This is a genomic window from Janibacter indicus, assembly GCF_900176385.1.
Lineage (GTDB): Bacteria > Actinomycetota > Actinomycetes > Actinomycetales > Dermatophilaceae > Janibacter > Janibacter indicus.
The window spans coordinates 129,109-154,240 of record NZ_FWXN01000008.1 but is presented as its reverse complement, the minus strand read 5'-3'; the positions used below and the strand labels follow the sequence as shown (position 1 = coordinate 154,240).

27 protein-coding genes and 1 riboswitch are annotated in these 25,132 nt (G+C 71.8%); of the genes, 16 read left to right on the top strand and 11 right to left on the bottom strand.

Annotation, left to right across the window (positions count from 1 at the left end; translation table 11 throughout):
- Positions 1–19: 19 nt before the first annotated feature.
- Positions 20–1,714: a S8 family peptidase gene (locus B9B60_RS11200; RefSeq protein WP_084451503.1), complete on the bottom strand. Its 1,695-nt coding sequence runs from the start codon at positions 1,712–1,714 to the stop codon at positions 20–22.
- Positions 1,715–1,785: 71 nt separating this feature from the next.
- Positions 1,786–1,963, top strand: a riboswitch (cobalamin riboswitch).
- Positions 1,964–2,004: 41 nt separating this feature from the next.
- Here B9B60_RS11200 and B9B60_RS11195 point away from each other — a divergent pair.
- From B9B60_RS11195 to B9B60_RS11165, 7 genes are all read left to right on the top strand, one after another.
- Complete coding sequence (locus B9B60_RS11195) at positions 2,005–3,063, top strand: FecCD family ABC transporter permease (protein WP_234993848.1); 1,059 nt, start codon at positions 2,005–2,007, stop codon at positions 3,061–3,063.
- Complete coding sequence (locus B9B60_RS11190) at positions 3,060–3,860, top strand: ABC transporter ATP-binding protein (protein ID WP_084451499.1); 801 nt, start codon at positions 3,060–3,062, stop codon at positions 3,858–3,860. Before B9B60_RS11195 ends, B9B60_RS11190 begins: the two co-directional genes overlap by 4 nt.
- Entirely contained in the window at positions 3,857–4,915 is a 1,059-nt protein-coding gene (locus B9B60_RS11185; protein WP_084451497.1) for an ABC transporter substrate-binding protein, read from the top strand. The genes B9B60_RS11190 and B9B60_RS11185 overlap by 4 nt, the downstream gene beginning before the upstream one ends.
- A 24-nt stretch (positions 4,916–4,939) precedes the next feature.
- On the top strand, positions 4,940–5,662 hold the full coding sequence (locus tag B9B60_RS11180; RefSeq protein WP_159451198.1) for an enoyl-CoA hydratase/isomerase family protein: 723 nt from the start codon (positions 4,940–4,942) through the stop codon (positions 5,660–5,662).
- A gap of 2 nt (positions 5,663–5,664) precedes the next feature.
- Complete coding sequence (locus tag B9B60_RS11175; protein WP_084451493.1) at positions 5,665–6,267, top strand: hypothetical protein; 603 nt, start codon at positions 5,665–5,667, stop codon at positions 6,265–6,267.
- 231 nt (positions 6,268–6,498) lie between these two features.
- Positions 6,499–7,128 carry a DUF47 domain-containing protein gene (locus B9B60_RS11170; protein WP_084451491.1) on the top strand — a complete coding sequence of 210 codons (630 nt, stop codon included), beginning with the start codon at positions 6,499–6,501 and terminating at the stop codon, positions 7,126–7,128.
- A gap of 5 nt (positions 7,129–7,133) precedes the next feature.
- Positions 7,134–8,135, top strand: a complete 1,002-nt coding sequence (locus B9B60_RS11165) for an inorganic phosphate transporter (protein WP_084451489.1) — start codon at positions 7,134–7,136, stop codon at positions 8,133–8,135.
- A 100-nt stretch (positions 8,136–8,235) separates the two neighbouring features.
- Here B9B60_RS11165 and pstB read toward each other — a convergent pair whose 3' ends face one another.
- From pstB to B9B60_RS11125, 8 genes are all read right to left on the bottom strand, one after another.
- A complete protein-coding gene (pstB, locus tag B9B60_RS11160) occupies positions 8,236–9,015 on the bottom strand; it encodes a phosphate ABC transporter ATP-binding protein PstB (protein ID WP_072623531.1) in 780 nt (259 codons plus the stop codon).
- Positions 9,016–9,038: 23 nt separating this feature from the next.
- Positions 9,039–10,103 (bottom strand): phosphate ABC transporter permease PstA, encoded by a 1,065-nt coding sequence (pstA, locus tag B9B60_RS11155; RefSeq protein WP_084451487.1) that lies wholly within the window; start codon positions 10,101–10,103, stop codon positions 9,039–9,041.
- A complete protein-coding gene (pstC, locus tag B9B60_RS11150; protein ID WP_226282872.1) occupies positions 10,103–11,062 on the bottom strand; it encodes a phosphate ABC transporter permease subunit PstC in 960 nt (319 codons plus the stop codon). The genes pstA and pstC overlap by 1 nt, the downstream gene beginning before the upstream one ends.
- Before the next feature lie 119 nt (positions 11,063–11,181).
- The gene (gene pstS, locus B9B60_RS11145; RefSeq protein WP_200811214.1) at positions 11,182–12,291 is read right to left on the bottom strand and encodes a phosphate ABC transporter substrate-binding protein PstS; all 1,110 of its coding nucleotides are present in this window, start codon (positions 12,289–12,291) and stop codon (positions 11,182–11,184) included.
- Positions 12,292–12,484: 193 nt separating this feature from the next.
- A complete protein-coding gene (locus B9B60_RS11140) occupies positions 12,485–13,441 on the bottom strand; it encodes an NUDIX hydrolase (protein WP_084451485.1) in 957 nt (318 codons plus the stop codon).
- Positions 13,442–13,443: 2 nt separating this feature from the next.
- Positions 13,444–15,723: an RNA degradosome polyphosphate kinase gene (locus tag B9B60_RS11135; protein ID WP_084451483.1), complete on the bottom strand. Its 2,280-nt coding sequence runs from the start codon at positions 15,721–15,723 to the stop codon at positions 13,444–13,446.
- 5 nt (positions 15,724–15,728) lie between these two features.
- On the bottom strand, positions 15,729–16,622 hold the full coding sequence (mshD, locus tag B9B60_RS11130; RefSeq protein ID WP_234993847.1) for a mycothiol synthase: 894 nt from the start codon (positions 16,620–16,622) through the stop codon (positions 15,729–15,731).
- The gene (locus B9B60_RS11125; RefSeq protein WP_084451481.1) at positions 16,619–17,323 is read right to left on the bottom strand and encodes a response regulator transcription factor; all 705 of its coding nucleotides are present in this window, start codon (positions 17,321–17,323) and stop codon (positions 16,619–16,621) included. Before B9B60_RS11125 ends, mshD begins: the two co-directional genes overlap by 4 nt.
- A 40-nt stretch (positions 17,324–17,363) precedes the next feature.
- Between B9B60_RS11125 and B9B60_RS11120 the strand changes: the two genes are divergently transcribed.
- Both B9B60_RS11120 and B9B60_RS11115 read left to right on the top strand, forming a co-directional pair.
- On the top strand, positions 17,364–18,206 hold the full coding sequence (locus tag B9B60_RS11120) for a hypothetical protein (RefSeq protein ID WP_125932757.1): 843 nt from the start codon (positions 17,364–17,366) through the stop codon (positions 18,204–18,206).
- A 34-nt stretch (positions 18,207–18,240) separates the two neighbouring features.
- Entirely contained in the window at positions 18,241–18,738 is a 498-nt protein-coding gene (locus B9B60_RS11115; protein WP_084451479.1) for a heme-binding beta-barrel domain-containing protein, read from the top strand.
- On the opposite strand, the gene B9B60_RS11110 is transcribed toward B9B60_RS11115, so the two are convergent.
- The gene (locus tag B9B60_RS11110) at positions 18,739–19,737 is read right to left on the bottom strand and encodes an LCP family protein (RefSeq protein ID WP_084451477.1); all 999 of its coding nucleotides are present in this window, start codon (positions 19,735–19,737) and stop codon (positions 18,739–18,741) included. It lies immediately after the preceding gene.
- Between the two features lie 54 nt (positions 19,738–19,791).
- On the opposite strand from B9B60_RS11110, the gene ygfZ reads away from it, so the two are divergent.
- The 7 genes from ygfZ (at position 19,792) to B9B60_RS11075 (ending at position 24,322) form a co-directional block, all read left to right on the top strand.
- The gene (gene ygfZ, locus B9B60_RS11105; RefSeq protein ID WP_084451475.1) at positions 19,792–20,811 is read left to right on the top strand and encodes a CAF17-like 4Fe-4S cluster assembly/insertion protein YgfZ; all 1,020 of its coding nucleotides are present in this window, start codon (positions 19,792–19,794) and stop codon (positions 20,809–20,811) included.
- 74 nt (positions 20,812–20,885) lie between these two features.
- The gene (locus B9B60_RS11100; RefSeq protein ID WP_143445548.1) at positions 20,886–21,512 is read left to right on the top strand and encodes a helix-turn-helix domain-containing protein; all 627 of its coding nucleotides are present in this window, start codon (positions 20,886–20,888) and stop codon (positions 21,510–21,512) included.
- Entirely contained in the window at positions 21,509–22,135 is a 627-nt protein-coding gene (locus B9B60_RS11095) for a hypothetical protein (protein ID WP_084451473.1), read from the top strand. Before B9B60_RS11100 ends, B9B60_RS11095 begins: the two co-directional genes overlap by 4 nt.
- A 57-nt stretch (positions 22,136–22,192) precedes the next feature.
- Positions 22,193–23,182 (top strand): asparaginase, encoded by a 990-nt coding sequence (locus tag B9B60_RS11090; protein ID WP_084451471.1) that lies wholly within the window; start codon positions 22,193–22,195, stop codon positions 23,180–23,182.
- Positions 23,179–23,607, top strand: coding sequence for a D-aminoacyl-tRNA deacylase (gene dtd / locus B9B60_RS11085; protein ID WP_084451469.1), 429 nt, complete (start codon positions 23,179–23,181; stop codon positions 23,605–23,607). The genes B9B60_RS11090 and dtd overlap by 4 nt, the downstream gene beginning before the upstream one ends.
- Positions 23,608–23,616: 9 nt before the next feature.
- Positions 23,617–23,910, top strand: a complete 294-nt coding sequence (locus B9B60_RS11080) for a DUF2516 family protein (RefSeq protein ID WP_072623545.1) — start codon at positions 23,617–23,619, stop codon at positions 23,908–23,910.
- A gap of 46 nt (positions 23,911–23,956) precedes the next feature.
- Positions 23,957–24,322 (top strand): phosphomannose isomerase type II C-terminal cupin domain, encoded by a 366-nt coding sequence (locus B9B60_RS11075; RefSeq protein WP_072623546.1) that lies wholly within the window; start codon positions 23,957–23,959, stop codon positions 24,320–24,322.
- Here B9B60_RS11075 and B9B60_RS11070 read toward each other — a convergent pair.
- Entirely contained in the window at positions 24,310–25,131 is an 822-nt protein-coding gene (locus B9B60_RS11070; RefSeq protein WP_084451467.1) for an SAM-dependent methyltransferase, read from the bottom strand. The genes B9B60_RS11075 and B9B60_RS11070 overlap by 13 nt on opposite strands.
- Position 25,132: the final 1 nt, after the last annotated feature.

Genomic DNA, 25,132 nt, shown 5'->3' with positions numbered 1-25,132 from the left:
CCTCAGCGACCGGGAGGGGTCAGCGCACCGCCCGGTCGGCGTTGACGACGCCCTCGCCGAAGATGCCGTTGCGCTGGTCGTCGCCGACGCAACGCACGCTCCCTTCGTCATCGGGGCAGGGGATCTCGGTGGCGCTCTCGCCGAGCCGCTCGGCCACGTCGTCCGGGGCCATCCGGTCGCCGTGGGCGCTGATGATCAGCGCGGCGACGCCCGAGGCGTGGGGCGAGGCCATCGAGGTGCCCTGGTTCCAGACGTAGAGGCCGCACCGGCCGTCGGGGTCGGGGTCGTTGCCGCTGATCGACTCGGGGCAGCTGCGCACGACGATGTCGGCGCCGGTCTCGGTGACCCGGCCCTCGGCGTCGACGAGGCCCTCGGCCGTGACCACGGAGCGCGAGGCCGCGGAGAGGATGCCGCCGCGGCCCGAGGTCTCCTCGCCGCCGGGGGCGGCGACGTCGACGAGGCCGTCGTCGGGCGTCGAGGTCCAGTTGCTGAAGGTCGAGCGCACATTGCCCTCGTCCACCGAGGCGACCGAGATGACGTGCTCGCCGGCCAGCGGCAGTCGCTCGCAGGTCTTTGGGTCGATGGTCCGGTTGCGCGGGTCGCCGCCGTAGTTGGGGCTCGAGCTGTCGCGGCTCGGGTCGCCCATGTCGGCGCCGTCGTTGCCAGCGGAGGTCACGAGGGTCACGCCGGCCTCATGGGTGAGGTCGAGCGACCGGTGGACGAGCTCGAGCATGACGTCCTGGAAGGCGGCCTGCTCCGGGCTGTCGCCCGGCGCCCCGCCCTCGCAGGCGTAGAGCCACGGGTCGACGTAGAAGCTCATGTTGACCACGTCGAGCCGCTGGTCGGCGGCGTGGGTCAGGGCGTTGACCGTGGGGCCGAGGAAGAAGAGCCCGGCGTCCTGCCCGGCCCGCAGGTCGACGAGCGTCACGCCCGGGGCCACGCCGGTGACGCCGAGGTCGTTGGCCGCGGCGGCGATCGTGCCGGCCACGTGGGTGCCGTGCCCGCCGTCGTCCTCGCCGACGGGGTCGATGCAGCTCTCGTGCTCGCACTCGCCGTCGATGTCGGGGATGTCGCTGACGAAGCTCTTGGACAGGCCCCTGTCGAGCACCGGCGCCAGGTCGGGGTGGCTGGCGTCGATGCCGGTGTCCATGACCCCGACGCGCACCTCGGGGCGCCCGGGAGTCACCTCGTGGGCGCCGCGGGCATTGACCGCCTCCATGCCCCAGAGCCAGCCGTCGAGGGGGTCGCCACCCTCCGGCACGTCCGGGGGCGAAGGGAGGTCCGCTGCGGGAGTCGTGTCGCCCGGGTCGGGCTCGGCAGGCGGCTCGGGGGTCCAGGAGGCGCTGCGGTCGGTCACCGCGTCGGTGACGCCGTCGACCCCCTTCGCCCGCTCGGCCACGTCGTCATCCTCGCTGCGCAGGGTCACCATGCCCACCGCGGTGTTGACGGAGGTGAGCGAGAGGCCCTCGGCCTCGAGCTCGTCGGCGACCTGGTCGGTGTCGCCCGGGTCCTCGACGAGGACCACCCAGTCGCGGCCCTCCCGCGGCGGGTCGAAGAGCTCGAAGCTCGACTGCGCCGGCGTCGAGCTCGGCCGGCTCGTGGTGCTGCTCGAGGTGGGCGACGAGGTCGCGTCGTCGTTGCCCTCGATGAGCGAGCAGCCGCCCACCGTCAGCGTCAGCGCGACGAGCGCACCCCAGGTCCTGCGTCCGCGCATGGTGGTCCCCTCTGTGCGTGCGGTGTGCCCCGAGTCTAGGAGGCGAAGGGAGGTCGCGGCTGGCGGTGTCGTAGGGTCGGGGGCGAGCCAGACGCACACCAGTGCAGAGGGAACCCGGTGCAAGTCCGGGACTGTCGCGCAGCGGTGAGGGTGACTGGCGGGGTACGACGCCACTGGGCAACCAGCCCGGGAAGGCACCCCGCCGGGATGACCCCGAGTCCGAAGACCTGCTGGCTCGTCACATCCGACCGGGCCTCGCGATCAGGCCCCCGATGCACCTGGAGACCCCGGTGTCCCACGACCGTCCCGGCGGACGACGTGTCCCCGCCGTCCCGCTCCTCGTCGCGCTCGTCGTGGCGACGGCGGTGAGCGCGGTGGTCTCGCTCGCCTTCGGCTCCGAGCCGCTCAGCGTCTCCGGCGTCGTCGACGTGCTGCGCGCGCGGCTCGCCGGCGGCCGGGGCAGCGACCCGACCTACGACACGATCGTCTGGGAGTTGCGCGCGCCGCGCGTCATCATGGCCGTCGTCGTCGGCGCGGGGCTGTCCATCGCCGGTGCGTGCATGCAGACGCTCGTGCGAAACCCGCTCGCCGACCCCTACCTGCTCGGGGTCTCCTCGGGCGCCGGCGTCGGCGCCACACTCGTCATCGTCCTCGGGGTCTTCAGCGGTCTGGGCATCTGGGCGCTGTCCGCCGGCGCCCTCGGCGGCGCCCTGCTCGCGACCGCCCTCGTCTTCGGGATCTCCATGGCCCAGGGCGGGATCACCCCCCTTCGGCTCGTGCTCACGGGCGTGGTCATGTCGGCCGCCTTCTCGTCCGTCTCGAGCTTCCTCGTCTTCTTCAGCGCCGACCCGCGCGCGACCCAGTCGGTGCTCTTCTGGCTGCTCGGCAGCCTCTCCGGCTCGGTGTGGGAGCAGATCCTGCCGTCGGTCATCGTCGTCGTGCTGGCGACGCTCCTGCTCGTCGCGCTGCACTCGTGGCTCGACGCGCTCGCGGCCGGCGCCGATGTGGCCTCGGCGCTCGGCGTGCCGGTCAAGGCCCTGCGCATCGCCCTCTTCGTCCTCGTCTCCGTGCTCGTCGGCGTGCTCGTCGCGGTGTCCGGGGGGATCGGCTTCGTCGGTCTCGTCGTCCCGCACCTGGCCCGGATCGTCGTCGGGGCACGGCACCGCGTCGTCCTGCCGGTCGCCGCGGTCGGTGGCGCCCTCTTCATGCTCTGGGTCGACGTCGCTGCCCGGACCGTCGTCGCGCCCCAGGAGATCCCGCTCAGCGTGGTCACCGGTCTGGTCGGGGCACCCGTCTTCCTCCTGCTGCTCGGCCGCCGTCACTACACCTACTCGGGAGGCGGCGAATGAGCCACCTGACCTGCCACGGGCTCGCCGCCGCGATCGGCGGGCGCACCATCGTCTCCGGCGTCGATCTCGACGTGCCGCGCGGCTCGATGCTCGCGGTCGTCGGCCGCAACGGCAGCGGCAAGTCGACGCTCCTGCGGGCCCTCACCGGCCTGCGCCGCCCCGTCGCCGGGACCGTGCAGGTCGACGGTGTCGACCTGGCCGGCCTGACCCCGCGGCAGCGGGCGACCCGCCTGGCCCACGTCGCGCAGGAGGACGGACCGCCCGAGGACCTCCTCGTCGGCGAGATGGTCGCCATGGGCCGCATCCCGCACCGGCCGCCGTGGGCCCTCGACGCGAAGGGGGAGCGTCACCTCGTCCTCGCCGCCCTCGAGCACGTCGACCTCGCGGACAAGGTCGACCACCCCTGCCAGCACCTGTCCGGTGGCGAGCGCCGCCGGGCGATGCTCGCCCGCGGCATCGCGCAGGGCAGCGACCTGCTCGTCCTCGACGAGCCGACCAACCACCTCGACGTGCACCACCAGATCCAGCTGCTCGAGACGGTGCGCTCGCTCGGGTGCACGGTGATCGCCGCCGTGCACGACCTGCAGCTCGCGGCCGCCCACTTCGACGCCGTCGCGGTCCTGCACGACGGCCGCCTGCACGGCGTCGGTCACCCGGCCGACGTGCTCACCCCAGAGGTCCTGCGCGAGGTCTTCGACGTCGAGGCGCGGCACCTCACCGACCCGGCCACCGGTCGGGTCCACCTCGTCGTGGGCGCGGGAGCGCCCGTACCCGCCCACCGGAAGGCCCACGCATGATCCCCCTTCGCCCTGCCCACGCCACCGTCGCGGTCCTCGCGGCGGGCCTGCTCGCCGCCTGCGGCGGTGACAGCGACACCGGCACCACCGCCGCCGACGGCGAGGTGACGATCTCCAACTGCGACACCGACGTGACCCTCCCTTCGCCTGCGGAGCGGATGTACGTCGGCGGTGACGGCAACCTGCTCGCCATGGTGCTCTCGCTCGGCGCACAGGACCAGGTAGCCGGCGTCAGCGGGCTGAGCGACACCAAGGCCGCGCTCTCCACCGCCTACGGCGCGGACGTCGTCGACGCACTCCCCGTGGCGACGAAGGACTACCCGACGATGGAGAACGTCATCGCGCAGAAGCCGGACGTCATGCTCGCCGGCTGGAACTATGGCTACTCCGAGGAGAAGAACCTCACCCCCGACCTGCTCGAGCAGCGCGGCATCGCCCCGTACGTCCTGTCCGAGAGCTGCCGCCAGGCCGACGGCAAGCGGGGGACGATGGCGCCGTGGGAGGCGCTGTCGGCCGACATCGACAACCTCGGCAAGATCACCGGCCACGAGGAGGAGGCCGAGGAGGTCAACGCCGACATCGATGCGCGGCTCAAGGCCCTCGAGGCCGCGCCGCAGCCCACGAAGGCCCCGACGGTCTTCCTCTTCGACTCCGGCACCAAGCAGATCTTCACCTCCGGCTCCTTCGGCGGCCCGCAGGCGATCATCGAGGCCGCGGGAGCGCGCAATGCCACGGCCGAGGTCGAGGACACCTGGACCGAGGTCTCGTGGGAGCAGCTCGTCTCCTCCGACCCGGACTTCTTCGCCTTCGTCGACTACGACGGGCAGAGCTTCGAGGACAAGGTCGAGGTGCTCAAGAGCAACCCGGCGACCAAGGACCTGCCGGCGGTCACGGAGGAGCGCTTCCTCAACCTGCCGATCCCGGCGTGGACGAGCAGCCCGCTCAACATCAACTCCGCCGAGCAGCTGCGCAAGGCCCTCGAGGAGCATGGCCTCGTGCCCGCCAGCGACATCGAGCCCGAGCACGACCTCGTGCCGAGGGCATCGAAGAACTGAGCCGTGGTGACTAAGGTGCGTGGTGTGGGAGTCACGTACGAAGCATCCGACCGCCTTGCCCGCATCGTCCTCGACCGGCCCGAGGCCGGCAACGCGCTCGACCTCGAGATGGCCCGCGCCCTGCGCGAGGCCGTCGAGCGGGCGCTCGGGGACCCCTATGTCGACATCATGACGCTCACGGCCAACGGCGCGGACTTCTGCCTGGGGTCCGACACGATCGATGCCGAGTCGGCGGACGACCCGACGACCGCGGTCTTCGAGCTCGCGGCCGCCCTCGAGGAGCTCTTCGCCCTGCTCAACTCCTCGAGCAAGCTCGTCCTCGTGGGTGTCCACGGCCGCGCCATGGGGTCCGGTCTGGGCCTCGTCCTCGCCGGTGACCTCGCCTTCTGCGCCGACGACGCGACCTTCTGCGTCGCCCCCAAGGGCGGCACCGGTGCGCCCGACCCGGGCCTGGCCTGGCTGCTGCCCCGGGCCATCGGGCAGCAGCGCGCTCTGAGTTTCGGCCTCGGTGGACGCACCCTCGACGCGGCGACCGCCGACGACTGGGGCATCGCCGAGCTCGCGCCCGAGGGCGACGTGCCGGCCGCGCTCGAGGACGCCGCCGACAACCTCGGCGGCAAGCACCTGTGGGCCAACTCCGAGATGCGTCGCCTGCTGCACGCGTCCTGGGAGACCTCCCGCACCGAGCTCTCGCAGTCCGAGGCCGTGACCCTCGTGCGCGCCCTGCTCAACCGCAACCGGGCCTGACCGTGGGCGATCCGGGCCGTCCCCGCCGGCCGCTCCACTTCGGTCCCGACGCCATGGAGGCGCACGGCGGGACCTTGCCCGACCCCGCCGAGACGCCCGCCGCGGCCCACGCCGCGGCGCAGACGGTCGTCGAGGCCGGCCGCGGCGGTGCCTCGCCGGAGACGACCGCGCGCCTCGTGCGCCTCGTCGAGGACATCGGCATCGACACCCTGGCCCAGCTGTGGGCCGACCGCCCGGCCCGCTCGCTGCCCGGCGCACTGTGGCGGGTCTACGTGCTGCGCGCCTGGATCCAGCGCGCGCCCGAGGTGGCGGCGCGCGAGTACGCGGCCGGCATGGCCGTGGCGCAGGTCAACCACGCGATCGCCGGCGTCGTCGACCCACCGGGTGCCGACGAGGTGCGTGACCTGTCCGACCGGATCCTCGGAGGCATCTTCGACGGCGACCTCGCCGTGGCGCTCGAGCGCGCCGCGGCCTTCTGCCGCGTCGTGGCCACTGGTCGGGCGAGCCTCGACGACGGTGACGTCACCGCCGCGGCGGCCATGGTGGGCACGGCCGAGGACCTCGAGGCGAGCGCCCGGCTGTGGCGCGCCGGCAGCCTGGACTGAGCCGCGGGAACATCGTGACCCTCATCGCCGTTACGCTGTGTCGGTGCGCCGGGTCGCGGTAGCCCCGGGTCCCAAAATTCGCCGCTACGAGCGGCCGTGCGCCGTGAGGCGCTCCCGACCCGGCGCACTCCCCACGGTGGCGTGTGAACTCCCGATGGCGCACAGGTGGCGAGTCGGTTCTAGGCTGTGCACCGACCACTGACTCCACCCCCTGATCCGGAGACCCGCACCGTGGCCTTCTTCAGACCGGCTTCTGCCCGGGACGATGCCTTCTTCCAGCTCCTCGCCGACAGCGCCCGCCATGCGGTGACCGCTGCCGAGCTGCTCACCCAGCTCATCGCTGCACCGCCGGCCGATCGTGCCGAGATGCTCCCGCGGCTCAAGGACATCGAGCACGAGGCCGACGAGGCGACCCACGCGATCATCCACAAGGTCAACTCGAGCTTCGTCACCCCCTTCGACCACGTCGACATCCTCGAGCTGGCGGCAGCCCTCGACGACTGCACCGACATCCTCGAGTCGGTCGGGCAGCACATCGTCCTCTACCGGATGGAGGGGCTGATGCCCGACGTCTCCCGGCAGATGGGCGTCATCGTGCGCATGGCCGAGCTGACCGCCGACGCGATGCCCCGGCTGGCCGGCATGAAGTCCCTGCCCGAGTACTGGGTCGAGATCAACCGGCTCGAGAACGAGGGCGACGTCATCTACCGCACCCTCCTCGGTGACCTCTTCGACGGGGCGGTGACCGACCCGATCGAGGTCATCAAGCACAAGGACATCATCGAGCGCCTCGAGCAGGGGGCCGACGCCTTCGAGGGTGTCGCGCACCGCGTCGAGAGCATCGCCATCAAGGAGTCCTGACCCTCGTGGAGTGGCTCCCCGTGGCCGTCGTCACCCTCCTGGCGATGGGCTTCAACTACACCAACGGCTTCCACGACGCGGCCAATGCGATCGCCACGTCGGTCTCGACCCGCGCCCTCACGCCGCGGGCGGCGCTCCTCATGGCGGCCGTGGCCAACCTCGTCGGTGCCTTCTTCGGCGCCAAGGTCGCCGAGACGGTCGGCAAGGGCATCATCGAGGCGCCCGACGGCCACCTCGGCCTCGTCCTGTGCGCCGCGGCCCTGCTCGGCGCCATCGGGTGGAACCTGCTCACCTGGTGGTTCGGTCTGCCGTCCTCGTCCTCGCACGCCCTGATCGGCGGTCTGGGCGGGGCGGCGCTGGCGGCCGGCGCGGCGGTGAAGTGGACGGGCATCCTCGAGAAGGTCGTCGTGCCGATGGTCGTCTCGCCGATCGTCGGCATCTTCGTCGGCTACCTCGTCATGAAGCTCATCCTGCGGATCTTCCGTGACTCCAACCCCGGCCGGACCAAGCGCGGCTTCCGCATGGCGCAGACCGCCTCGGCGGCCGCCATGGCCTTCGGGCACGGCATGCAGGACGCCGCCAAGACCGCGGGCGTCGTCGTCCTGGCCCTCACCGTCTCCGGCTACCAGTCCTCCGCCGACCACCACATCCCGATGTGGGTCCTCGTCATGTCGGCCGTCGTCATCTCGATGGGCACCTACTCCGGCGGCTGGCGGATCATGCGCACCCTCGGGCGCGGCATCATCCACCTGGACCCGCCGCAGGGCTTCGCCGCCGAGCTGACCGCCGCCTCGATCCTCTACGTCGCGACGATGCTCAAGGCCCCGATCTCGACGACGCACGCGATCACCGCCGCCATCATGGGCGTCGGCTCGACCCGCTCGCTCAAGGCGGTCCGCTGGGGCGTGGCCAAGAACATCGTCGGCGCGTGGATCTTCACCTTCCCCGGTGCGGGCCTGACGGCCGTCCTCTTCATGTGGATCCTGCGGCCCCTCACCGGGGTCTGACGCCCCACCCAGCCGGTACGACGAAGGCCGGCGGATCCCCCCTGTCGGATCCGCCGGCCTCGCCGTTTCCCCCTTCGCTCCCCGGCGAAGGGGAGGTCTCTCACCCGAAGCGGCCGGAGATGTAGTCCTCGGTCGCCTTCTCGCTCGGGTTGTTGAAGATCTTCTGGGTGTCGTCGAACTCCACGAGCTGGCCGGGCTTGCCGGTGCCCTCGATGTTGAAGAAGCCGGTCCGGTCCGAGCACCGGGCCGCCTGCTGCATGTTGTGGGTCACGATGACGATCGTGTAGTTCTCCTTGAGCTCGGCGATGAGGTCCTCGACGGCGAGCGTGGAGATCGGGTCGAGGGCCGAGCACGGCTCGTCCATGAGGACGACCTCGGGCCGGACCGCGATGGTGCGGGCGATGCACAGGCGCTGCTGCTGACCACCGGAGAGGCCCGAGCCGGGCTTGTCGAGGCGGTCCTTGACCTCGTTCCACAGGTTGGCGCCGCGCAGGCTGGTCTCGACCAGCTCGTCGGCGTCGGACTTCTTGATCCGCTTGTTGTTGAGCTTGACGCCGGCGAGGACGTTCTCGCGGATGGACATGGTGGGGAAGGGGTTGGGCTTCTGGAAGACCATGCCGACCTTGCGGCGGACCATGACCGGGTCGACACCCTTGCCGTAGAGGTTCTCCCCGTCGATGACGACCTCGCCCTGGACGTGGGCGCCCGGGATGACCTCGTGCATGCGGTTGAGCGACCGGAGGAAGGTCGACTTGCCGCAGCCCGAGGGGCCGATGAGGGCGGTGACCGACCGGGGCTCGATGGTGACGGAGACGTCCTTCACGGCGAGGAAGTCGCCGTAGTAGATGTCGAGGTTCTTGACGTCGATGCGCTTGGACACGTCGTGGTTCCTTGTCTGTCGCGTCAGCGACCGGTCTTGGGGGCGAAGAACTTGGAGATGAGACGGGCGACGATGTTGAGGACCATGACGATCACCATGAGGACCAGCGCTGCGGTCCAGGCGGCGTCGAGCAGGCCACCGGTCGGGTCGCTGCCGTTGTTGGCGTAGGAGCTGTACGCGAAGAGCGGCAGGGCGGACATCGAGCCGTCGAAGGGGTTGAGGTTCACGGCCTTGGCCGCGCCCATCGTGATGAGCAGGGGAGCGGTCTCACCCATGACGCGGGCGATGGCCAGGGTGATGCCCGTCGCGAGCCCGGCGATGGCGGTGGGCAGGACGACCTTGACGATCGTCAGCCACTTGGAGACGCCGAGGGCGAAGCTGGCCTCGCGCAGCTCGTTGGGCACCAGACGCAGCATCTCCTCGCTGGAGCGCACCACGGTCGGGATCATCAGCACCGACAGGGCGACGGCGCCGATGATGCCGGCCTGGTAGGCCTCGTCGTCGAGGATCATCGTGAAGAAGCCGATGGCGAAGAGGCCGGCGACGATCGACGGGATGCCGGTCATGACGTCGACGAAGAAGGTCAGGCCCCGGGCCATCGGACCCTTGTTGCCGTACTCGACGAGGTAGATCGCGGCGAAGAGGCCGATCGGTACGGAGATCAGCGTCGCGATCCCGGTCGTGATGAGCGTGCCCATGATCGCGTGGTAGGCGCCGCCGGTGTCGCCGGCGGCCACGCCGCGCATCGAGTAGGTGAAGAACTCGACGTCGAAGCGGGCGAAGCCCTTGGACAGGATCGTCCACAGCACCGAGACGAGCGGCACCATGGCGAGCAGGAAGGTCGTCGTGACGACGCCCGTGACCAGACGGTCCATGGCGTGCCGGGAGCCCTCGATGCTGCGCGAGACGAGGTAGATGGCGATGCAGTAGAAGAGGGCGCCGACGAGGATGACGGTGAGCGGGCTCAGGCCGCCGACCACGGCCAGCAGGGCGATGGCGGCGACGGCCGCACCGGCGAGGATCGCCAGCCGGGCGGGCTGGTCCAGGCGGCCCTCCGCCTGGACGTCGTCGTGGGTGGTGGCGGTCATCAGTTGGCTCCAGAGAACTCGGATCGGCGGGAGATGATCCACCGGGCGAACATGTTGACGAGGAAGGTGACGATGAACAGCGCCAGACCCGAGACGAAGAGGGTGCTGCGCTCGACACCGAAGGACTCGGGGAAGTTCAGCGCGATGTCACCGGCGATGGTGCCGGGGGTGTTGGGCGTCAGCAGCTCCCAGGAGTAGCCGCCGCCGCTCGAGGAGAGAATGATCGCGACGGCCATCGTCTCGCCGAGGGCGCGGCCCAGGCCGAGCATGGACCCGGAGACGACACCGGACTTGCCGAAGGGGATGACCGTCTGGCGGATCATCTCCCAGCGGGTGGCGCCGAGGGCCAGCGAGGCCTCCTCGTGCAGGCGCGGGGTCTGCAGGAAGACCTCGCGGTTCACGGCCGTCATGATCGGCAGGATCATGATCGCCAGGACGATGCCGATCATCAGCATCGTGCGTCCGGTCGTCGTGACCGACTCGCCACCGAAGAGCGGGATGAAGCCCAGGTGCTCGTGGAGGAACTCGAAGGACGGGACCGCGCTCTGCGCGATCTGGAAGCCCCACAGGCCGAAGATGATCGAGGGCACGGCCGCGAGCAGGTCGACGACGTAGCCCAGGCCCGCCGCGAGGCGACGCGGTGCGTAGTGGCTGATGAAGAGCGCGATGCCGATCGACAGGGGCACCGCGATGATCAGCGCGATGATCGAGGAGAGCAGGGTGCCGAAGATCAGCGGCCCGACGTAGGCGAGCAGGCCCTCCTGTCCACGGACCTCGGAGGGATCGGCCACGAGGGCGTCCTTGGCCCCGAAGAAGAGGAAGAAGGTCACCCCCACGAGGACGAGGAGGATGACGGCTCCGGCCGAGACGGACAGACCGCTGAAGATCGCGTCGCCGAACCGGCGTCCGGACTTCAGCTCGCTCCGTCCGGGGGAGTCCACTGCTGGGGTGCTGCTCACGGTGTCCTGCTGCTTCCTTCAGGGGGTGGGGAAGTTGAGTGAGGGCCGACAGGCCGATCGGCCCTGCGACTGCACTGCAGCCACAGGGCCGATCAGATCGACCCTGAGGGTCACTGAGGTCAGTCGGTCTTGATCTGGCCCAGGGCGTCGGTCGCGTTCTTGGTCGCGGCCTCGCTGAGCGGGGCCGAGCCGGCCGCCTCGGCGGAGGCCTTCTGGCCGTCCTCGGACACCGCGTACTCGAGGTAGGACTTCACCGTGTTGGCGACCTCCTTGTCCTCGTAGTCGCTGCAGGCGACGGCGTAGGAGACCAGGACGACCGGGTAGACGCCCTCGCCCGCGTTGCCGCGGTCGAGCTCGACGGCGTAGTTGGTCTTGCTGCTCTCGTCGACGCGCTTGGCGCTCTCGAGGATCTTGGCGGCGGCGTCGGGGCTGTACTCGATGAACTCGTCGCCGGCCTTGATCTTGGCGGCCTTGAGGTCACCGATCTGCGAGGCGTCGGCGTAGCCGATGTTGCCCTCGCCGGCGCCGATGGTGTCGACGACACCGGAGGTGCCCTTGGCGGCCTCGCCACCCTTGATCGGCCAGACGTCCTCGGGCTCGTGCTTCCAGTTGTCCGCAGCCGCCTCGGAGAGGTAGGCGGAGAAGTTCTTGGAGGTGCCCGACTCGTCGGAGCGGTTGACCGGCGTGATCTTGGTGTCGGGCAGGTCGACGCCCTCGTTGTCAGCGGCGATCTTCGGGTCGTTCCACTTCTTGATCTTGCCGGAGAAGATGTCGGCGATGACCGGGGCGCTGAGGTTGAGGTCCTCGACGTCCTTGAGGTTGTAGGCGACGGCGATCGGGGAGACGTAGACCGGGAACTGGATCGTCTCGCCGGTGCAGCCCTTCTCCTTGGCCGAGGCGATCTCCTCGTCGTCCATCGCGGAGTCGGTGCCGGCGAAGTTCACGGCGCCGTTGATGAACTTCTCGCGGCCGGTGCCCGAGCCGTCGGGGGCGTACTCGACGGTGGCGTCAGGGGCCTCCTCGGTGAACTTGGCAATCCACTCGTTCTGGGCCTTCTCCATCGAGCTGGCGCCAGCACCCTTGATCGTGCCGGCAGCGGACGAGGCGTCGCCGCCCTCGCCGGACGAGGAGCCGCCCTCGTTGCCGGCGCCGCAGGCGGCCATCGAGAAGGTCAGGGCAAGGGCAGCGGTCGCGGTCAGGAGCTTGCGGCTGCGGGTGGAACGGATCACGTCAGGCCTCTCATACAAGGATGGGGACACGTGGCACGACGAGGGCAGCCCGCCGCGACCGCCGTGGTCGTACGCATCGAAGGTAGGGACGCCTGGTGACCGGACGGGTCGCGATCGGTGAACAGTCGGTGAATGACGGCTGCACAGTGCGTGGTCGGGTCGCGAAGTGCGGCTGGGCGGGGTAACGCGCGCGTCAGCCGCGGTCGCGCGGGTGGTGTCGCTCGGCCGCGATGATCCGGGCCTCGTCGCCCGTGCCGACGACGTGCACGAGCAGCACCTCCCCCTTCGCCAGACCGGTCATCAGGGCGTCCTCGATGACCGACCGGCCGACGAGGCCCGGGGCGAGGGAGGGGTCGCTGCGCTCGAGGAGCAGGGCGACGAGGTCCGGCAGGACCGGTCCGTGGCTGCACAGGGCAGCGGGCACGCCGCGCTCGAGCAGGCGGCCGAGGTGGTGGCGGGCCTTCGCCGGGTCGGCGGCATGGCCCTCCTCCGACAGGCCGGGCTTGAGCCGCAGCCGCTCGCCGCTCGCGGTGGCGTAGGGGGCGAGGGTGTCGGTGGCGCGCGTCGAGGGGCTGCTCACGAGGCGCTCGATGCCGTAGCCGGCGAGCAGGGGCACGAGGTCGGCCGCCTGCTCACGGCCCCGGTCGTCGAGGGGGCGCAGCCAGTCGTCGTCGGTCCACGAGGACCGGGGGTGGGCCCTGGCGTGGCGCACGACGGCCAGGGGCCAGGTCGAGAGGGTGCCCCGGGCGTCGGCGGCCATGAGCGCCTCGACCTGGGCGACGTCGTGGGGGTAGGTCAGCCGCGAGAGGGCCTCGCCGGCCTCGAGCCAGGCCACCTCGTCGACCTCGTGGACGAGGCCGCCGTCACCGCCGGTCACCTCGGCGGCCCAGTAGCGCACCTCCTTGACCGCCGGGCCCGACTTCGAGGCGACGGTGTAGGTCGTCGTCGGCAGCGGGTGCCCGAGCCGCACGCGGAGCCCGGTCTCCTCGAGGGTCTCCCGCGCTGCGGCGACGGGGAAGGTCTCGCCGGGGTCGAGCTTGCCCTTGGCCCATGACCAGTCGTCGTAGCGGGGCCGGTGGACGAGGGCGATCTGCAGGCGTCCTCGGCGACGACGCCATGGCAGGGTCCCCGCGGCCAGGACGGTGGCCATCGTCAGCGCCGTGCCTTGCGGCGACGCTTGGCGTGCATGGCGATCAGGGCGGCCTGGATGTCGGGCAGCGGGGCGCCGTCGGCACCCTGGTGCACTCGCGTCCAGCGGCCGTCGCCGTCGAGGCTCCAGTGGGCGTAGTCGCCGGACATGCCCCGCTCGACGAGGTCGAAGACCTGGTCGATGTGGCGGGGTTCCTTGATCCGCACGAGAGCCTCGACCCGCCGGTCGAGGTTGCGGTGCATGAGGTCGGCGGAGCCGATCCAGGCCTCGCGGTCGGCGCCGGTGCCGAAGAGGAAGATCCGGGAGTGCTCGAGGAAGCGGCCGAGGACGGAGTGGACGCGGATCGTCTCGCTCAGGCCGGGGACACCCGGCCGGATCGCGCAGATGCCGCGGACCCAGACGTCGACCCGCACCCCCGCCTGGCTCGCCCGGTAGAGCGCGTCGATCGTCCCCTCGTCGACGAGGGAGTTGACCTTGACCGCGACGTAGCCGTCGCCCGTGCGTTGCTGGCGCTCGACCTGGCGCTCGACCCGCTCGACGAGACCGTCGCGGATGTGCCGGGGCGCGACGAGCAGCCGCTTGAACTTGCTGCGCGGCGCGACGCCGGACAGCTGGTTGAACAGCCGGGTGAGGTCCTCGCCGACCTCGGGGTCGGAGGTGAGGATGCCCATGTCCTCGTAGAGCCGGGCCGTCTTGGGGTTGTAGTTGCCCGTGCCGACGTGGCAGTAGCGCTTGACCCCGTCGGGCTCCTGCCGCACGACGAGGGCGAGCTTGCAGTGGGTCTTGAGCCCGACGATGCCGTAGACGACGTGGACGCCCGCGTGCTCGAGCTTGCGGGCCCACTCGATGTTGGCCTGCTCGTCGAAGCGCGCCTTGATCTCGACGACGGCGAGCACCTGCTTGCCCGCCTCCGCGGCGTCGATGAGCGCGTCGACGATCGGGCTGTCGCCGCTGGTGCGGTAGAGCGTCTGCTTGATCGCCAGGACGTGCGGGTCGGCGGCCGCTTGCTCGATGAAGGCCTGCACCGACGTCGAGAAGGAGTCGTAGGGGTGCTGCAGTAGCACGTCCTGACGGGCGATCCGTCCGATGAGGTTGGCGGCCTTGGCGGACTCCGCCGGCGCCAGGTCGGCATTGGTCCGGGCGACGAAGGGAGGGAAGTGCAGGTCGGTGCGGTCGAGGTCGGCGATCTCGTTGAGACCCCGCAGGTCGAGCGGGGCGGGCAGCCGGTAGACCTCGTCGGCGGAGACCCCGAGCTCGCGGCTCAGCAGCTCCATGACGTGGTCGTCGAGGTCCTCCTCGACCTCCAGGCGCACCGGCGGGCCGAAGCGTCGTCGGGTCAGCTCCTTCTCCAGCGCGGCGAGGAGATTTTCGGCGTCGTCCTCCTCGACCTCGAGGTCCTCGTTGCGGGTGACCCGGAAGGAGTAGTGCTCGTGGACCTCCATGCCGGGGAAGAGGTGGTGCAGGTGCGCGGCGATGACGTCCTCGAGCGGCACGAAGCGCGCCTCGAAGAGGTCGGAGGTCACCGACGCCTGGGCGCGGCGCACCTTGAGGAAGCGCGGGAGCGAAGGCGGCATCTTGATCCGCGCGAAGTGCTCCTTGCCCGTCTTGGGGTTGATGAGGATCACCGCGAGGTTGAGCGAGAGGCCGGAGATGTAGGGGAAGGGGTGGGCCGGGTCGACGGCGAGCGGGGTGAGTACCGGGTAGATCTGGTCGCGGAAGAGCTCACCCAGGCGGTCCTGCTCGGCCTGCTCGATCTCGCTCCAGCGCACGATGTTGATGCCCTCCTCGGCGAGGGCGGGGCGCACGCTCTCGTCGAAGATGCGGGTCTGCATGAGGGTCAGGTCGTGGGCGATGCGGGCGATCTGCTCGAGCACCTCGCGCGGCTCCAGCCCGGAGGGGCTGCGCACCGCGATGCCGGTGGCGATGCGGCGTTTGAGGCCGGCGACCCGCACCATGAAGAACTCGTCGAGGTTGCTCGTGAAGATCGCGAGGAACCGGGCGCGCTCGAGCAGCGGGACGCTCTCGTCGGCGGCCAGCTGCAGGACCCGCTCGTTGAACTGCAGCCAGCTGATCTCGCGGTCGAGGAAGCGGTCGACCGGCAGGTCGGGTGCCGCGACGTCCTCGTGGGAGCCGGCCCGGGTGAAGCGGCCGTTGGCCGCGCGGGGGCGCAGCTCGGGCGTCGCGTCGGGCGCCGAGGAGCTGATCGAGACGTCCCCGGTGGCCGCGCCGGGCCGCGGGGTGCGCACGGCCGGCCGTGGGGCTGGGGCGGAGGCATCCGACATGTCGCTCATCCTGCCATCGGGGGGTGAACCTCGCGTGAATACATCACGTGGAGCGCCTTGCGCTCGAAGCCCGCCCGGCCGTAGGTGGCCAGCGCCGGTGCATTGTCGCCCTCGACGTAGAGCTCGACCTCGCGCACCCCGCGGCGGGCGAGGTGGGCCAGCCCCAGGCCGGTGAGCGGCCCGGCGATGCCGTGCCCCTGGCAGTCGGGGTGCACCCCGACGACGTAGACCTCGCCGAGGTCGCCGCCCGGCGGGTCGATCTTGGTCCAGTGGAAGCCGGCGAGCCGGCTCGGGTCGCCGTCCTCGAGGAGGATCACGCCCTCGGGGTCGAACCACGGCTGGGCCGCGCGCTCGGCCAGACCTGCCTCGTCGAGGGCCCCCTGCTCGGGGTGGTCGGCGAAGGCCGCAGCGTTGACGGCGAGCAGCGCCGCCTCGTCCTGCCCCGGTCGGAAGGTGCGGTGCCGCAGCCCCTCCGGCAGCCTCGGGTCGACCTCGTCGCCCGGGCGCACCGCGCGGGAGAGCACGAGCAGCCGGCGCACGACGTGCAGGCCGAGGCTCTCGGCCAGCGCGCGGGAGGCCGGCAGGTCCCCGTGCGCCCACGGCCGGGCGTCGGGTCGGCGCTCCAGGACGCTCGTCAGCAGAGCCGCGCCGACCCCCTTCGCCCGATCACGGGGGTCGACGAAGGCCTCGACGGACCCGTCGTCGGCGCACGCCGCGTAGCCGAGGAGCCGGTCGCCGTCGGTGGCGACGACGTGGTCACCCGCCCGGGGCAGGGCGAGGACGAAGGCCTCGCTGAGCGGCTCGACGCCGTCGACTTCGGCGGCGGCCGCGGCCGCGGTGCGCACCTGCTCGAGCATGCTCGGCTCGAGGACATCGAAGGGGGTGATGGTCACGGTCACAGGGACACCGCCTCGTGGTCGGTCTGGTCGTCGTGTGCCGGCACGAACCGGTAGCCGACGTTGCGGATCGTGCCGATGAGCTGCTCGTGCTCGCTGCCGAGCTTGGCCCGCAGGCGCCGCACGTGCACGTCGACGGTGCGGGTGCCGCCGTAGTAGTCGTAGCCCCAGACCTCCTGGAGCAGCTGGGCCCGGGTGAAGACCCGGCCGGGGTGCTGCGCGAGGTGCTTGAGCAGCTCGAACTCCTTGTAGGTCAGGTCGAGGAGTCGGTCCCCCAGCCGGGCGGAGTAGGTGCCCTCGTCGATCGTCAGGTCCCCGGCGACGATCCGCTCGTCGGTGTCCTCGTCGTCGGCATCGGACCGGGTCATCACCAGGCGCAGCCGCGCCTCGACCTCGGCCGGGCCCGCGCCCTCGAGGAGGATGTCCTCGACCGCCCACTCGGCGTTGACCGCGGTGAGGCCGCCCTCGGTGAGGATCGCGATCACGGGGACCGTGGTGCCGGCGGTGCGGATGACCCGGCACAGCGAGCGGGCCTGGACCAGCTCGGTGCGCGCGTCGACGAGGACGACGTCGACGGCAGGGGCGTCGACGATGGCCGAGGCCTCGGCCGGGAGGGTGCGCACCTGATGACCGAGCAGCCCCAAGGCTGGAAGGACCTCGGCGCTCGGCGCCAGGTCGTCTGTGAGGAGCAGGAGTCGGGCCATCACGGGACAGAATATGTGGCGAGCCCGCTACCCTCGCCGGGTGACCACGCCCGTACCTGCCGAACCCGAGACCCGAGCCGCCCGACGTGCCCTGCGCGCCGGCGGCCGGGCCGCCGCGGATCCCCAGGCTCCGGCGGCCCGCCCGCGCGTCGTCGTCGCGGCCGCGACCGTCGTCACCGCACTGCTCCTCGCCGCCGCGGCCGCGACCGGCGACCGCTTCGTCGAGGTCGTCGCCGTCACCGTCGCGGGGCTGCTCCTCGCCGTGGGTTGGCCGGCGCTCGTCGACTCACGCACCCCGCTGGGCACCACGGTCGTCCTCGGCCTCACCGCCGTCTCGCTGGGCGGGGCGCTCGCGCTCCAGGACGAGGAGCCCTACCTCGAGCACGTGCCCGCCGCGCTCGCGGTCGGCATCATCGCCATGTGCCTGCACCCGCTGCTGCAGGCACCGGCTCGCGTGCAGCTGGCCCGTGCGCTGGCCGGCACCTCCCTGGGCATCCTGCTCATCGGTGGTGGAGGACTGCTCACGAGCACCGTCTACGCCGACAACCACGGCCCCGTCGTCATCGTCGGCGTCAGCCTGGCCGTCGCGGCCCTGACCGATCTCGTGCTGGAGCGTCCCGGCACGAGCGCCTGGATGATCCCGGCGGCGATGCTCGCCGGTGGCCTCGCCGGCCTGCTGGCCCACCTGCTGCTCTCCGGCTCGGTGTCCGCGTGGTCGGCCCTGCTCGGCGTCATCGCCGCGGGCTCGGCCGCGGCCCTGCGCCGGGCCCTGTCGCAGCAGCGCGCGATCGAGTCGCTGCCCGGTGCCATCGCCGCGGGGGCGGCGTCCGTGCTCATCGCCGGCCCGCTCGTCCACCTCGTCGCCAGGCTGCCGCTCGCCTGACCGGTCGCGGGCGGGTCCGCTCTACGATGGGCGGGTGTTCACCCTCGACCCCACGATCCATCCCGACATCGCACCCCTGGCCTGGCTCGTCGGCCGCTGGGAGGGCGCCGGCGTCCTCGGCTACCCGACGATCGAGTCGGCCAACTTCGGCCAGGAGATCGTCGTCACCCACGACGAGCGCCCCTTCCTGCGGTGGGAGAGCCGCTCGTGGATCCTCGACGAGCAGGGCAACAAGGTGCGTCCGTCCGGCACCGAGCTCGGCTTCTGGCGTCCCGGCGGCGAAGGGGAGGCCGAGCTGCTCCTCGTGCACCCCACCGGCATCGTGGAGATGTACTACGGCACCGTCGAGCCGGGGCGGATCGAGCTGCAGACCGATGGCGTCATCCGCAGCCCCCACGCCAAGGAGTACGCCGCCGCCAAGCGGATGTACGGCCTGGTCAAGTCCAACCTCATGTGGGTCATGGACATGGGCGCGATGGGCCAGCCGCTGACCAGCCACCTGTCCGCCGAGCTCAAGCGCGTCGACGGCTAGCTACTCCTGGTAGCTCTCCATCTGGTCGGTGCGCAGGGCATCGCTCAGGTCGGCCATGCCGGCCTCGTCGAGGATGTCGATCGAGCCGCCGTTGGGGGCGGTCCCGTAGCCGCTGAAGGGTGCGGTGACGAAGTGGATGTCGCTGCCGCGGACCCCGCGCAGCTTGATCGCCTCGCTGCGGATCGTCCCGGTCGTCAGGTCCTCGTCGACGATCGTGTGCTGGGTGCCGGCGTCGATGACCCCGCTGAGCTTGCTCGGGTTGAGCAGCACGCCGGGCGTGAGCGTCTCCGACATGATCCCCTTGAGCCAGGCCTGCTGGCGCTGACCGCGGGAGATGTCGCCCTCGGCGAGCGTCTTGCGCTCGCGGACGTACTCGAGGGCCTGGTCGCCGTCGAGGTCCAGGGGGCCCTCGGCGTACTTGGGGCTGGCCTGGGCGTTGTTGACCCGGACGCCGCCGAGCGAGTCGGTCAGCTGCTTGAAGCCCTCGAAGTCGGTCTTGGCGACGTGGTTGATCTTGACGCCGACGAGGTCCTGGATCGTCTGGACGAGCAGCGGGGACTGGCCGTAGGCGTAGGCGGCGTTGATCTTGTCCTCGCCGTGGCCCGGGACCGGCACGTAGAGGTCGCGCGGGAAGTGGATGATCCAGACGTTGTCGTGGTCGGCGTCGACGTGGACGAGCTGGATGACGTCGGCGCGGCTGGCGGTCTCGCCCGGGCGGGCGTCGGAGCCGATGAGCAGGTAGTTGGTGCCGGCGTCGTCGACGAGCTTCTTGCCGGTGGTCGTCTCCGTCTGGCTGCGGGCATCGCCCAGGAGGTTTTCGCGGGCGAGGTTGCGGTCGACCTTGCTGCTGAGGAACCACGCGTAGCCACCGATGCCGATGACCACGAGCAGGAGGAAGGCGAGCACGGACACGGTGAGCCGGCGCCCCCACCCCATGCGGCGGCGGGGACGTCGGCGGGTGGACTCATCGGTGGTGTCGTCGTCGAACTCCTCGAGCATGCCGCCATGGTACGGGGGCGGGGGGCCGGATCGGTCGGGTCGTAGATTGGTGCCATGACCGCGTCACCGCTGCTCCAGACCTCCGGCGCCGTCCCCGGCGACGGGCCCGACGCCGGCGTGGCCGCCCACTACGGCGACCCGCTGCGTGAGCAGCGACTGCTCACCGAGGGGCTCGGGGTCGTCGACCTCTCGCACCGCGGGGTGGTCACCGTGACCGGCCCCGACCGCCTGTCGTGGTTGCACTCGCTCACCTCCCAGCAGCTGGTCGACCTGCCGCCGCGCACGTCGACCGAGACGCTCGTGCTCACCCCCAAGGGGCACGTCGAGCACGCCCTGCACGTCGTCGACGACGGCGAGACGACCTGGCTCACCGTCGAGCCGGGCACCGCGCCGGCGCTCGCGGCGTGGCTGGACTCGATGCGCTTCATGCTGCGCGTCGAGGTCGCCGACGTCAGCGACGACTACGCCGTCCTCGGCGAGGGCATCGCCCGCGAGGGGGCCGAGGGCGAGCCGCCGACCTGGCTCGACCCCTGGCCGCGGCTCGCGGGTGACTCCGCCCTCTACGGACCCGCACCCGAGGCGCACCCCGGTCGGGAGCGTCGCTGGCGCGAGGTGATCGTCCCGGTGGCGGACCTCCCTTCGGTCGTCGGTGACCGCGAGCTCGTCGGCACCTGGGCCGCCGAGGCCCTGCGCATTGCCGCCTGGCGGCCCCGTCTCGGCGCCGAGACCGACCACCGCACGATCGCCCACGAGCTGGACTGGCTGCGCACCGCCGTCCACCTGCACAAGGGCTGCTACCGCGGGCAGGAGACGATCGCCCGGGTCCACAACCTCGGCCGACCGCCTCGCCGGCTGGCCTTCCTCCACCTCGACGGGTCGGGCCACACCCTCCCCGACATCGGCGCCGACGTGCTCCTCGGCGACAAGGTCGTCGGCCGGGTGACCTCACGTGCCCGGCACCACGAGGACGGCCCGATCGCCCTCGCCGTGCTCAAGCGCAACACCGACGACGCGGCCGACCTGCTCGTCACCCCCGACGTCGCGGCAGCCCAGACGGTCATCGTCCCCCGCTGACGGTCCGTGGTGACTCCGGTCACCACTGCTGTCTTTGGCTTGCACGTGCTAACTACGGCAAGCACAATGGGGGCATGTCGAAGAATCCGCTGGAGGGGCTGCCGAGCACGCTCGGCAACTCGCTGGGCGACTACCTGCGCGAGCAGCGTGTCCTCGCCAAGCTCTCCGTGCGGCAGCTCTCGGCGCTGGCCGGGATCTCCAACCCCTATCTCTCCCAGATCGAGCGGGGGGTCAAGCGGCCGAGCGCCGAGATCCTCCAGCAGATCGCCAAGGGGCTGTCGATCTCTGCCGAGACCCTCTACGTCCAGGCGGGTCTGCTCGACCCCAAGGACGCGGTCGCGGAGGCCGGGGCGACCACCCGGGCCGCCATCCGCACCGACCCCGCGCTGACCCCGCGTCAGCGCCAGACCCTGCTCGAGATCTACGAGTCCTTCGTCGGTGCGGAGCCCGCCCCGACGCAGCCGGCTGCCGAGCCCGCCAGGCCCACCCCGCGGTCCCGGGCGACGCACAAGGCGGCCAAGCAGGCGAAGAAGGCCCCTGCGGCCTCGGGGAAGAAGGTCACCACCACGGCCGCCGCCAAGAAGGCGACGTCCCGACAGAAGGGCTCGACGTCGTCGTCGGGCTCGAAGGCCGCGGCCCCGGCCGCCAAGCGCGGGTCGCAGTCCTCGTCTCGCACGACCACCACAAGGAGAACCTCATGAGCGTCACCACCACCGTCAAGAAGGCCGTCACCGACCAGACCTACGCCACCATCGGCGCCACCGACCTCACCGTCGAGACCTTCCGCGGCTACACCGCCCAGATCGCCGCCCTGCGCGCCGAGCTGGAGCCCAAGAAGGTCCAGGCCCGCGTCAAGGCCGCCCCGTCGGACGCCCAGGCGTACTACGTCGACCTCACCAAGCGCGGCGAGGCCCTCGTGACCCGGATCAAGAACCAGAAGGCCACCAAGGACCTCGTGGGCCAGGCCGAGGCGACCGTCGCCCTCGGCAAGGGCGTCGTCACGACCGTCAAGAAGGCCGTCGCCGACGTCGAGCGCTCCGCCAAGGCCACCCTGACCATCGGTCGCAAGGAGGCCGTCAAGGCCGCCGAGGCCGTCGCCGACTCCGTGGACGTCGACGTCAAGGTCGACACCGCCAAGGCGAAGAAGGCCGTCTCCGGCTCCGCCAAGCGGACCACCACCGCGGCCAAGCGCACCAACACCACCGCCAAGAAGGCCGCGACCCGCACCCGCACCGCGACCAAGTCGACCGCGACCGCCGCCAAGAAGACGGCCGCCAAGACCACCACGGCCGCCGCCAAGGCGACCGAGAAGGTCGGCGACTGAAGGGGTGGCCCCCCGGCTGCAGAGCAGCCGATGCTGTGGTGACGTAACCTCCGGCAGGTGACCGCACAGGCCTCCGACACCGCAGCCCTCGACGCAGCCCCCGTGCTGGTCCACGTGACCCGCGGGGGCTGCGTCGAGTCCGCCCACCGCGCGACGCTTGTCGCGACCGACGCCGCCGGGGGGACCCCCCTTCGTCACGGCCGGGTCGACGACCCCGTGCTCCCGCGCTCCTCGCTCAAGCCGATCCAGGCGCTCGCCATGGTGCGCCTGGGGCTCGACCTGCCGCCCCACCTGCTTGCGCTCGTCTGCTCCAGCCACTCCGGCGAGGCGGTCCACCGCGACGCCGTCGCCGAGATCCTGGCGACCGCGGGCCTCGAGCTCGACGCCCTGCGCACGACCCCCTCGCTGCCGCTCGGCGAGCTCGAGCACGCCCGCTGGCTGGCGGCCGGGGAGGCGCCGACCCCGGTCGCCATGGACTGCTCCGGCAAGCACGCCGGCATGCTCGTCACCTGCACGCTCCACGGGTGGCCGACAGAGACCTACCTCGACCCCGAGCACCCGCTCCAGGTCGCGATCCGCGACACCGTCGCCGAGATCGTGGGCGAGGTGACCCATACGACCGTCGACGGGTGCGGCGCACCGCTCTTCGCCGTCCCGCTGTCGGGTCTGGCGGCGGCCTTCGGTCGGCTCGCCGCGGCCGGCCCCACGACCGACGAGGGGAGGGTCGCCGAGGCCATGCGCACCGCGCCGCACATGGTCGGCGGCACCGGCCGCGACGTCACCACCTTCATGGAGGCCGTGCCCGGGCTCATCGCCAAGGACGGCGCCGAGTCGGTCTACGCCGCCGGGCTGCCCGACGGCCGCGGTGTCGCGGTCAAGGTCGCCGACGGCGCCCCCGTCGCCCGTGCCCGCCAGGGGCTGCTCGCCCACGCCCTCCTCGCGCTGGGCGCCGACACCCCGGGTCTGCGCGAGCTGGCCGACCAGCCGGTCCTCGGTCACGGTCGCCCCGTCGGCGCCGTCGAGGTCCTCGACCTGACCGCCCCGTGAGGACCGTCCTGCAGCGGGTCACCGCGGCCCGGGTGCGTGTCGAGGGCGAGGTCGTCGGCGAGATCGGGTCCGGGCTGGTCGCGCTCGTCGGCGTGACGCACGACGACGGCGCCGACGAGGTCGCGACGACCGTGCGCAAGATCGCCGAGCTGCGGATCATGGCCGACGAGACCTCGGTGAGCGACAGCGGTGGCGGCGTGCTCGTCATCAGCCAGTTCACCCTCCACGCCGACGTGCGCAAGGGGCGCCGGCCCTCGTGGAACGCCGCCGCTCCTGGCGCCGTCGCCGAGCCGCTCGTCGACGCGGTGGCCGCGGGCCTGCGTGAGCGCGGCATCGAGGTGGCGACCGGTCGCTTCGGTGCCGACATGGCCATCGACATCCACGCCGACGGTCCGGTGACGATCGTCGTCGACGTGCCCGCCTAGGCTGAGGTCGTGCAGCTCTTCACCAGCGTCCAGGCGACGATCGTCCTCGTGCTCAGCCTCCTGGCTCTCGGAGCCGAGGTCTTCGCGCTGCTCCACGCCGTGCGCCAGCGCGCCGATGCCTTCACCGCGACGAGCAAGCAGAGCAAGACCTTCTGGGTCGCCGCCCTGGCGATCGCCACGCTCATGGGTGTGGCCTCGGTCGGGGGCGTGGGGCTGCTCGGCATCATCGGCATCGTCGTGGCGGGCGTCTACCTCGCCGACGTCCGCCCGGCCATCGACGAGGTCCTCGGTCGGCGGCGCTGATCTCGGGCACAATGGCCACGCACCGCACCACCAGCCAGGGGGACCCGTGACCGACCTGCCGGACCCGCGCGAGGACATGTTCGTGTCCGAGCGTCCGTGGGGCAGCTTCCAGCAGTTCACCTTCAACGAGCCGACGACGGTCAAGGTCATCACCGTCGAGCCGGGGCAGCGGCTGTCGCTGCAGACCCACGCCCTGCGGGCGGAGTTCTGGCAGGTCCTCGACGGCCCGATCGACGTCACCGTCGGCGAGCGCACGTGGAGCGCGCAGCCTGGTGAGCAGGTCTGGATCCCCGTCGGGACCCGGCACCGCATGGGCAACAGCGCCGAGGTCCCCGGGCGGGTCCTCGAGGTCGGCTACGGCGAGTTCGACGAGGCCGACATCGTGCGGCTCGAGGACGACTACCAGCGCTGAGCGAGCGGTCCGCCGCGCGGCGCGACCTCCGACCACGGCACGGTCAGCTCGCCGAGGCGCCACCGGTCGGCCCCGCCGACGACCGCCACCTGCCGGGCGACGTCACCCCAGGCGGCCACCGCCTGCTGCCGAGCCCCGTACGGCGCGAAGGGGGAGGCCCGCCGCCACGCGTCGTCGAGCCGCAGGAGCAGCTCGTGGACCGGCTCGCCGGGGACGTTGCGGTGGATCAGCGCCTTGGGCAGCCGCTCGGCGACGACCGAGGGCGGCCGGTCTGGGCCCAGGTCACGCAGCCGCCACGAGAGGGTGAGCGTGCGGGGCCCGTCGCCGTCGAGCGTGACCCAGCTGCCGAGCCGGCCCAGCTCGTCGCAGGTGCCCTCGACGAGGATCCCGAGCGGGTCGAGCCGGTCGAGCATCGTGCGCCACGGACCCTCGACCTGGGTCTCGTCGTACTGCCGCAGCACGTTGAAGGCCCGCAGCACCCGCACCGGCCGGTCGCCGGGGAGGGACACCTCGAAGCCCCCGAGGGCGAAGTCGAGCCCGGGCCGCGCCCAGGCCTGCGCGGTCGCGACCCGCTCCGGGTCGATCTCGAGGCCGGTCACCTGCACGTCGGGCCGCACGGTGCGCACTCGGTCGGCCCACTCGAGGGTCGTCACCCCGCTCGCGCCGTGGCCGAGGTCGACGAGGTGCGGCGGGTCCCCCTTCGTCAGGCGGTGGCGGTGGGTCGCGAGCAGCCAGCGGTCGCACCGACGCAACCGGTTGGGGTTGGTCGTCCCGCGGGTGATGTTGCCCAGGGGGCGCTGGCTGACCACC

Excerpts from the sequence above, each read along its gene's own strand:
- B9B60_RS11200 (WP_084451503.1), bottom strand. The coding sequence starts at position 1,714 with ATGCGCGGACGCAGGACCTGGGGTGCGCTCGTCGCGCTGACGCTGACG.
- B9B60_RS11190 (WP_084451499.1), top strand. The coding sequence starts at position 3,060 with ATGAGCCACCTGACCTGCCACGGGCTCGCCGCCGCGATCGGCGGGCGC.
- B9B60_RS11185 (WP_084451497.1), top strand. The coding sequence starts at position 3,857 with ATGATCCCCCTTCGCCCTGCCCACGCCACCGTCGCGGTCCTCGCGGCG.
- pstA (WP_084451487.1), bottom strand. The coding sequence starts at position 10,103 with ATGACCGCCACCACCCACGACGACGTCCAGGCGGAGGGCCGCCTGGAC.
- B9B60_RS11140 (WP_084451485.1), bottom strand. The coding sequence starts at position 13,441 with ATGGCCACCGTCCTGGCCGCGGGGACCCTGCCATGGCGTCGTCGCCGA.
- B9B60_RS11135 (WP_084451483.1), bottom strand. The coding sequence starts at position 15,723 with ATGTCGGATGCCTCCGCCCCAGCCCCACGGCCGGCCGTGCGCACCCCG.
- B9B60_RS11125 (WP_084451481.1), bottom strand. The coding sequence starts at position 17,323 with ATGGCCCGACTCCTGCTCCTCACAGACGACCTGGCGCCGAGCGCCGAG.
- B9B60_RS11110 (WP_084451477.1), bottom strand. The coding sequence starts at position 19,737 with ATGCTCGAGGAGTTCGACGACGACACCACCGATGAGTCCACCCGCCGA.
- ygfZ (WP_084451475.1), top strand. The coding sequence starts at position 19,792 with ATGACCGCGTCACCGCTGCTCCAGACCTCCGGCGCCGTCCCCGGCGAC.
- B9B60_RS11100 (WP_143445548.1), top strand. The coding sequence starts at position 20,886 with ATGTCGAAGAATCCGCTGGAGGGGCTGCCGAGCACGCTCGGCAACTCG.
- B9B60_RS11095 (WP_084451473.1), top strand. The coding sequence starts at position 21,509 with ATGAGCGTCACCACCACCGTCAAGAAGGCCGTCACCGACCAGACCTAC.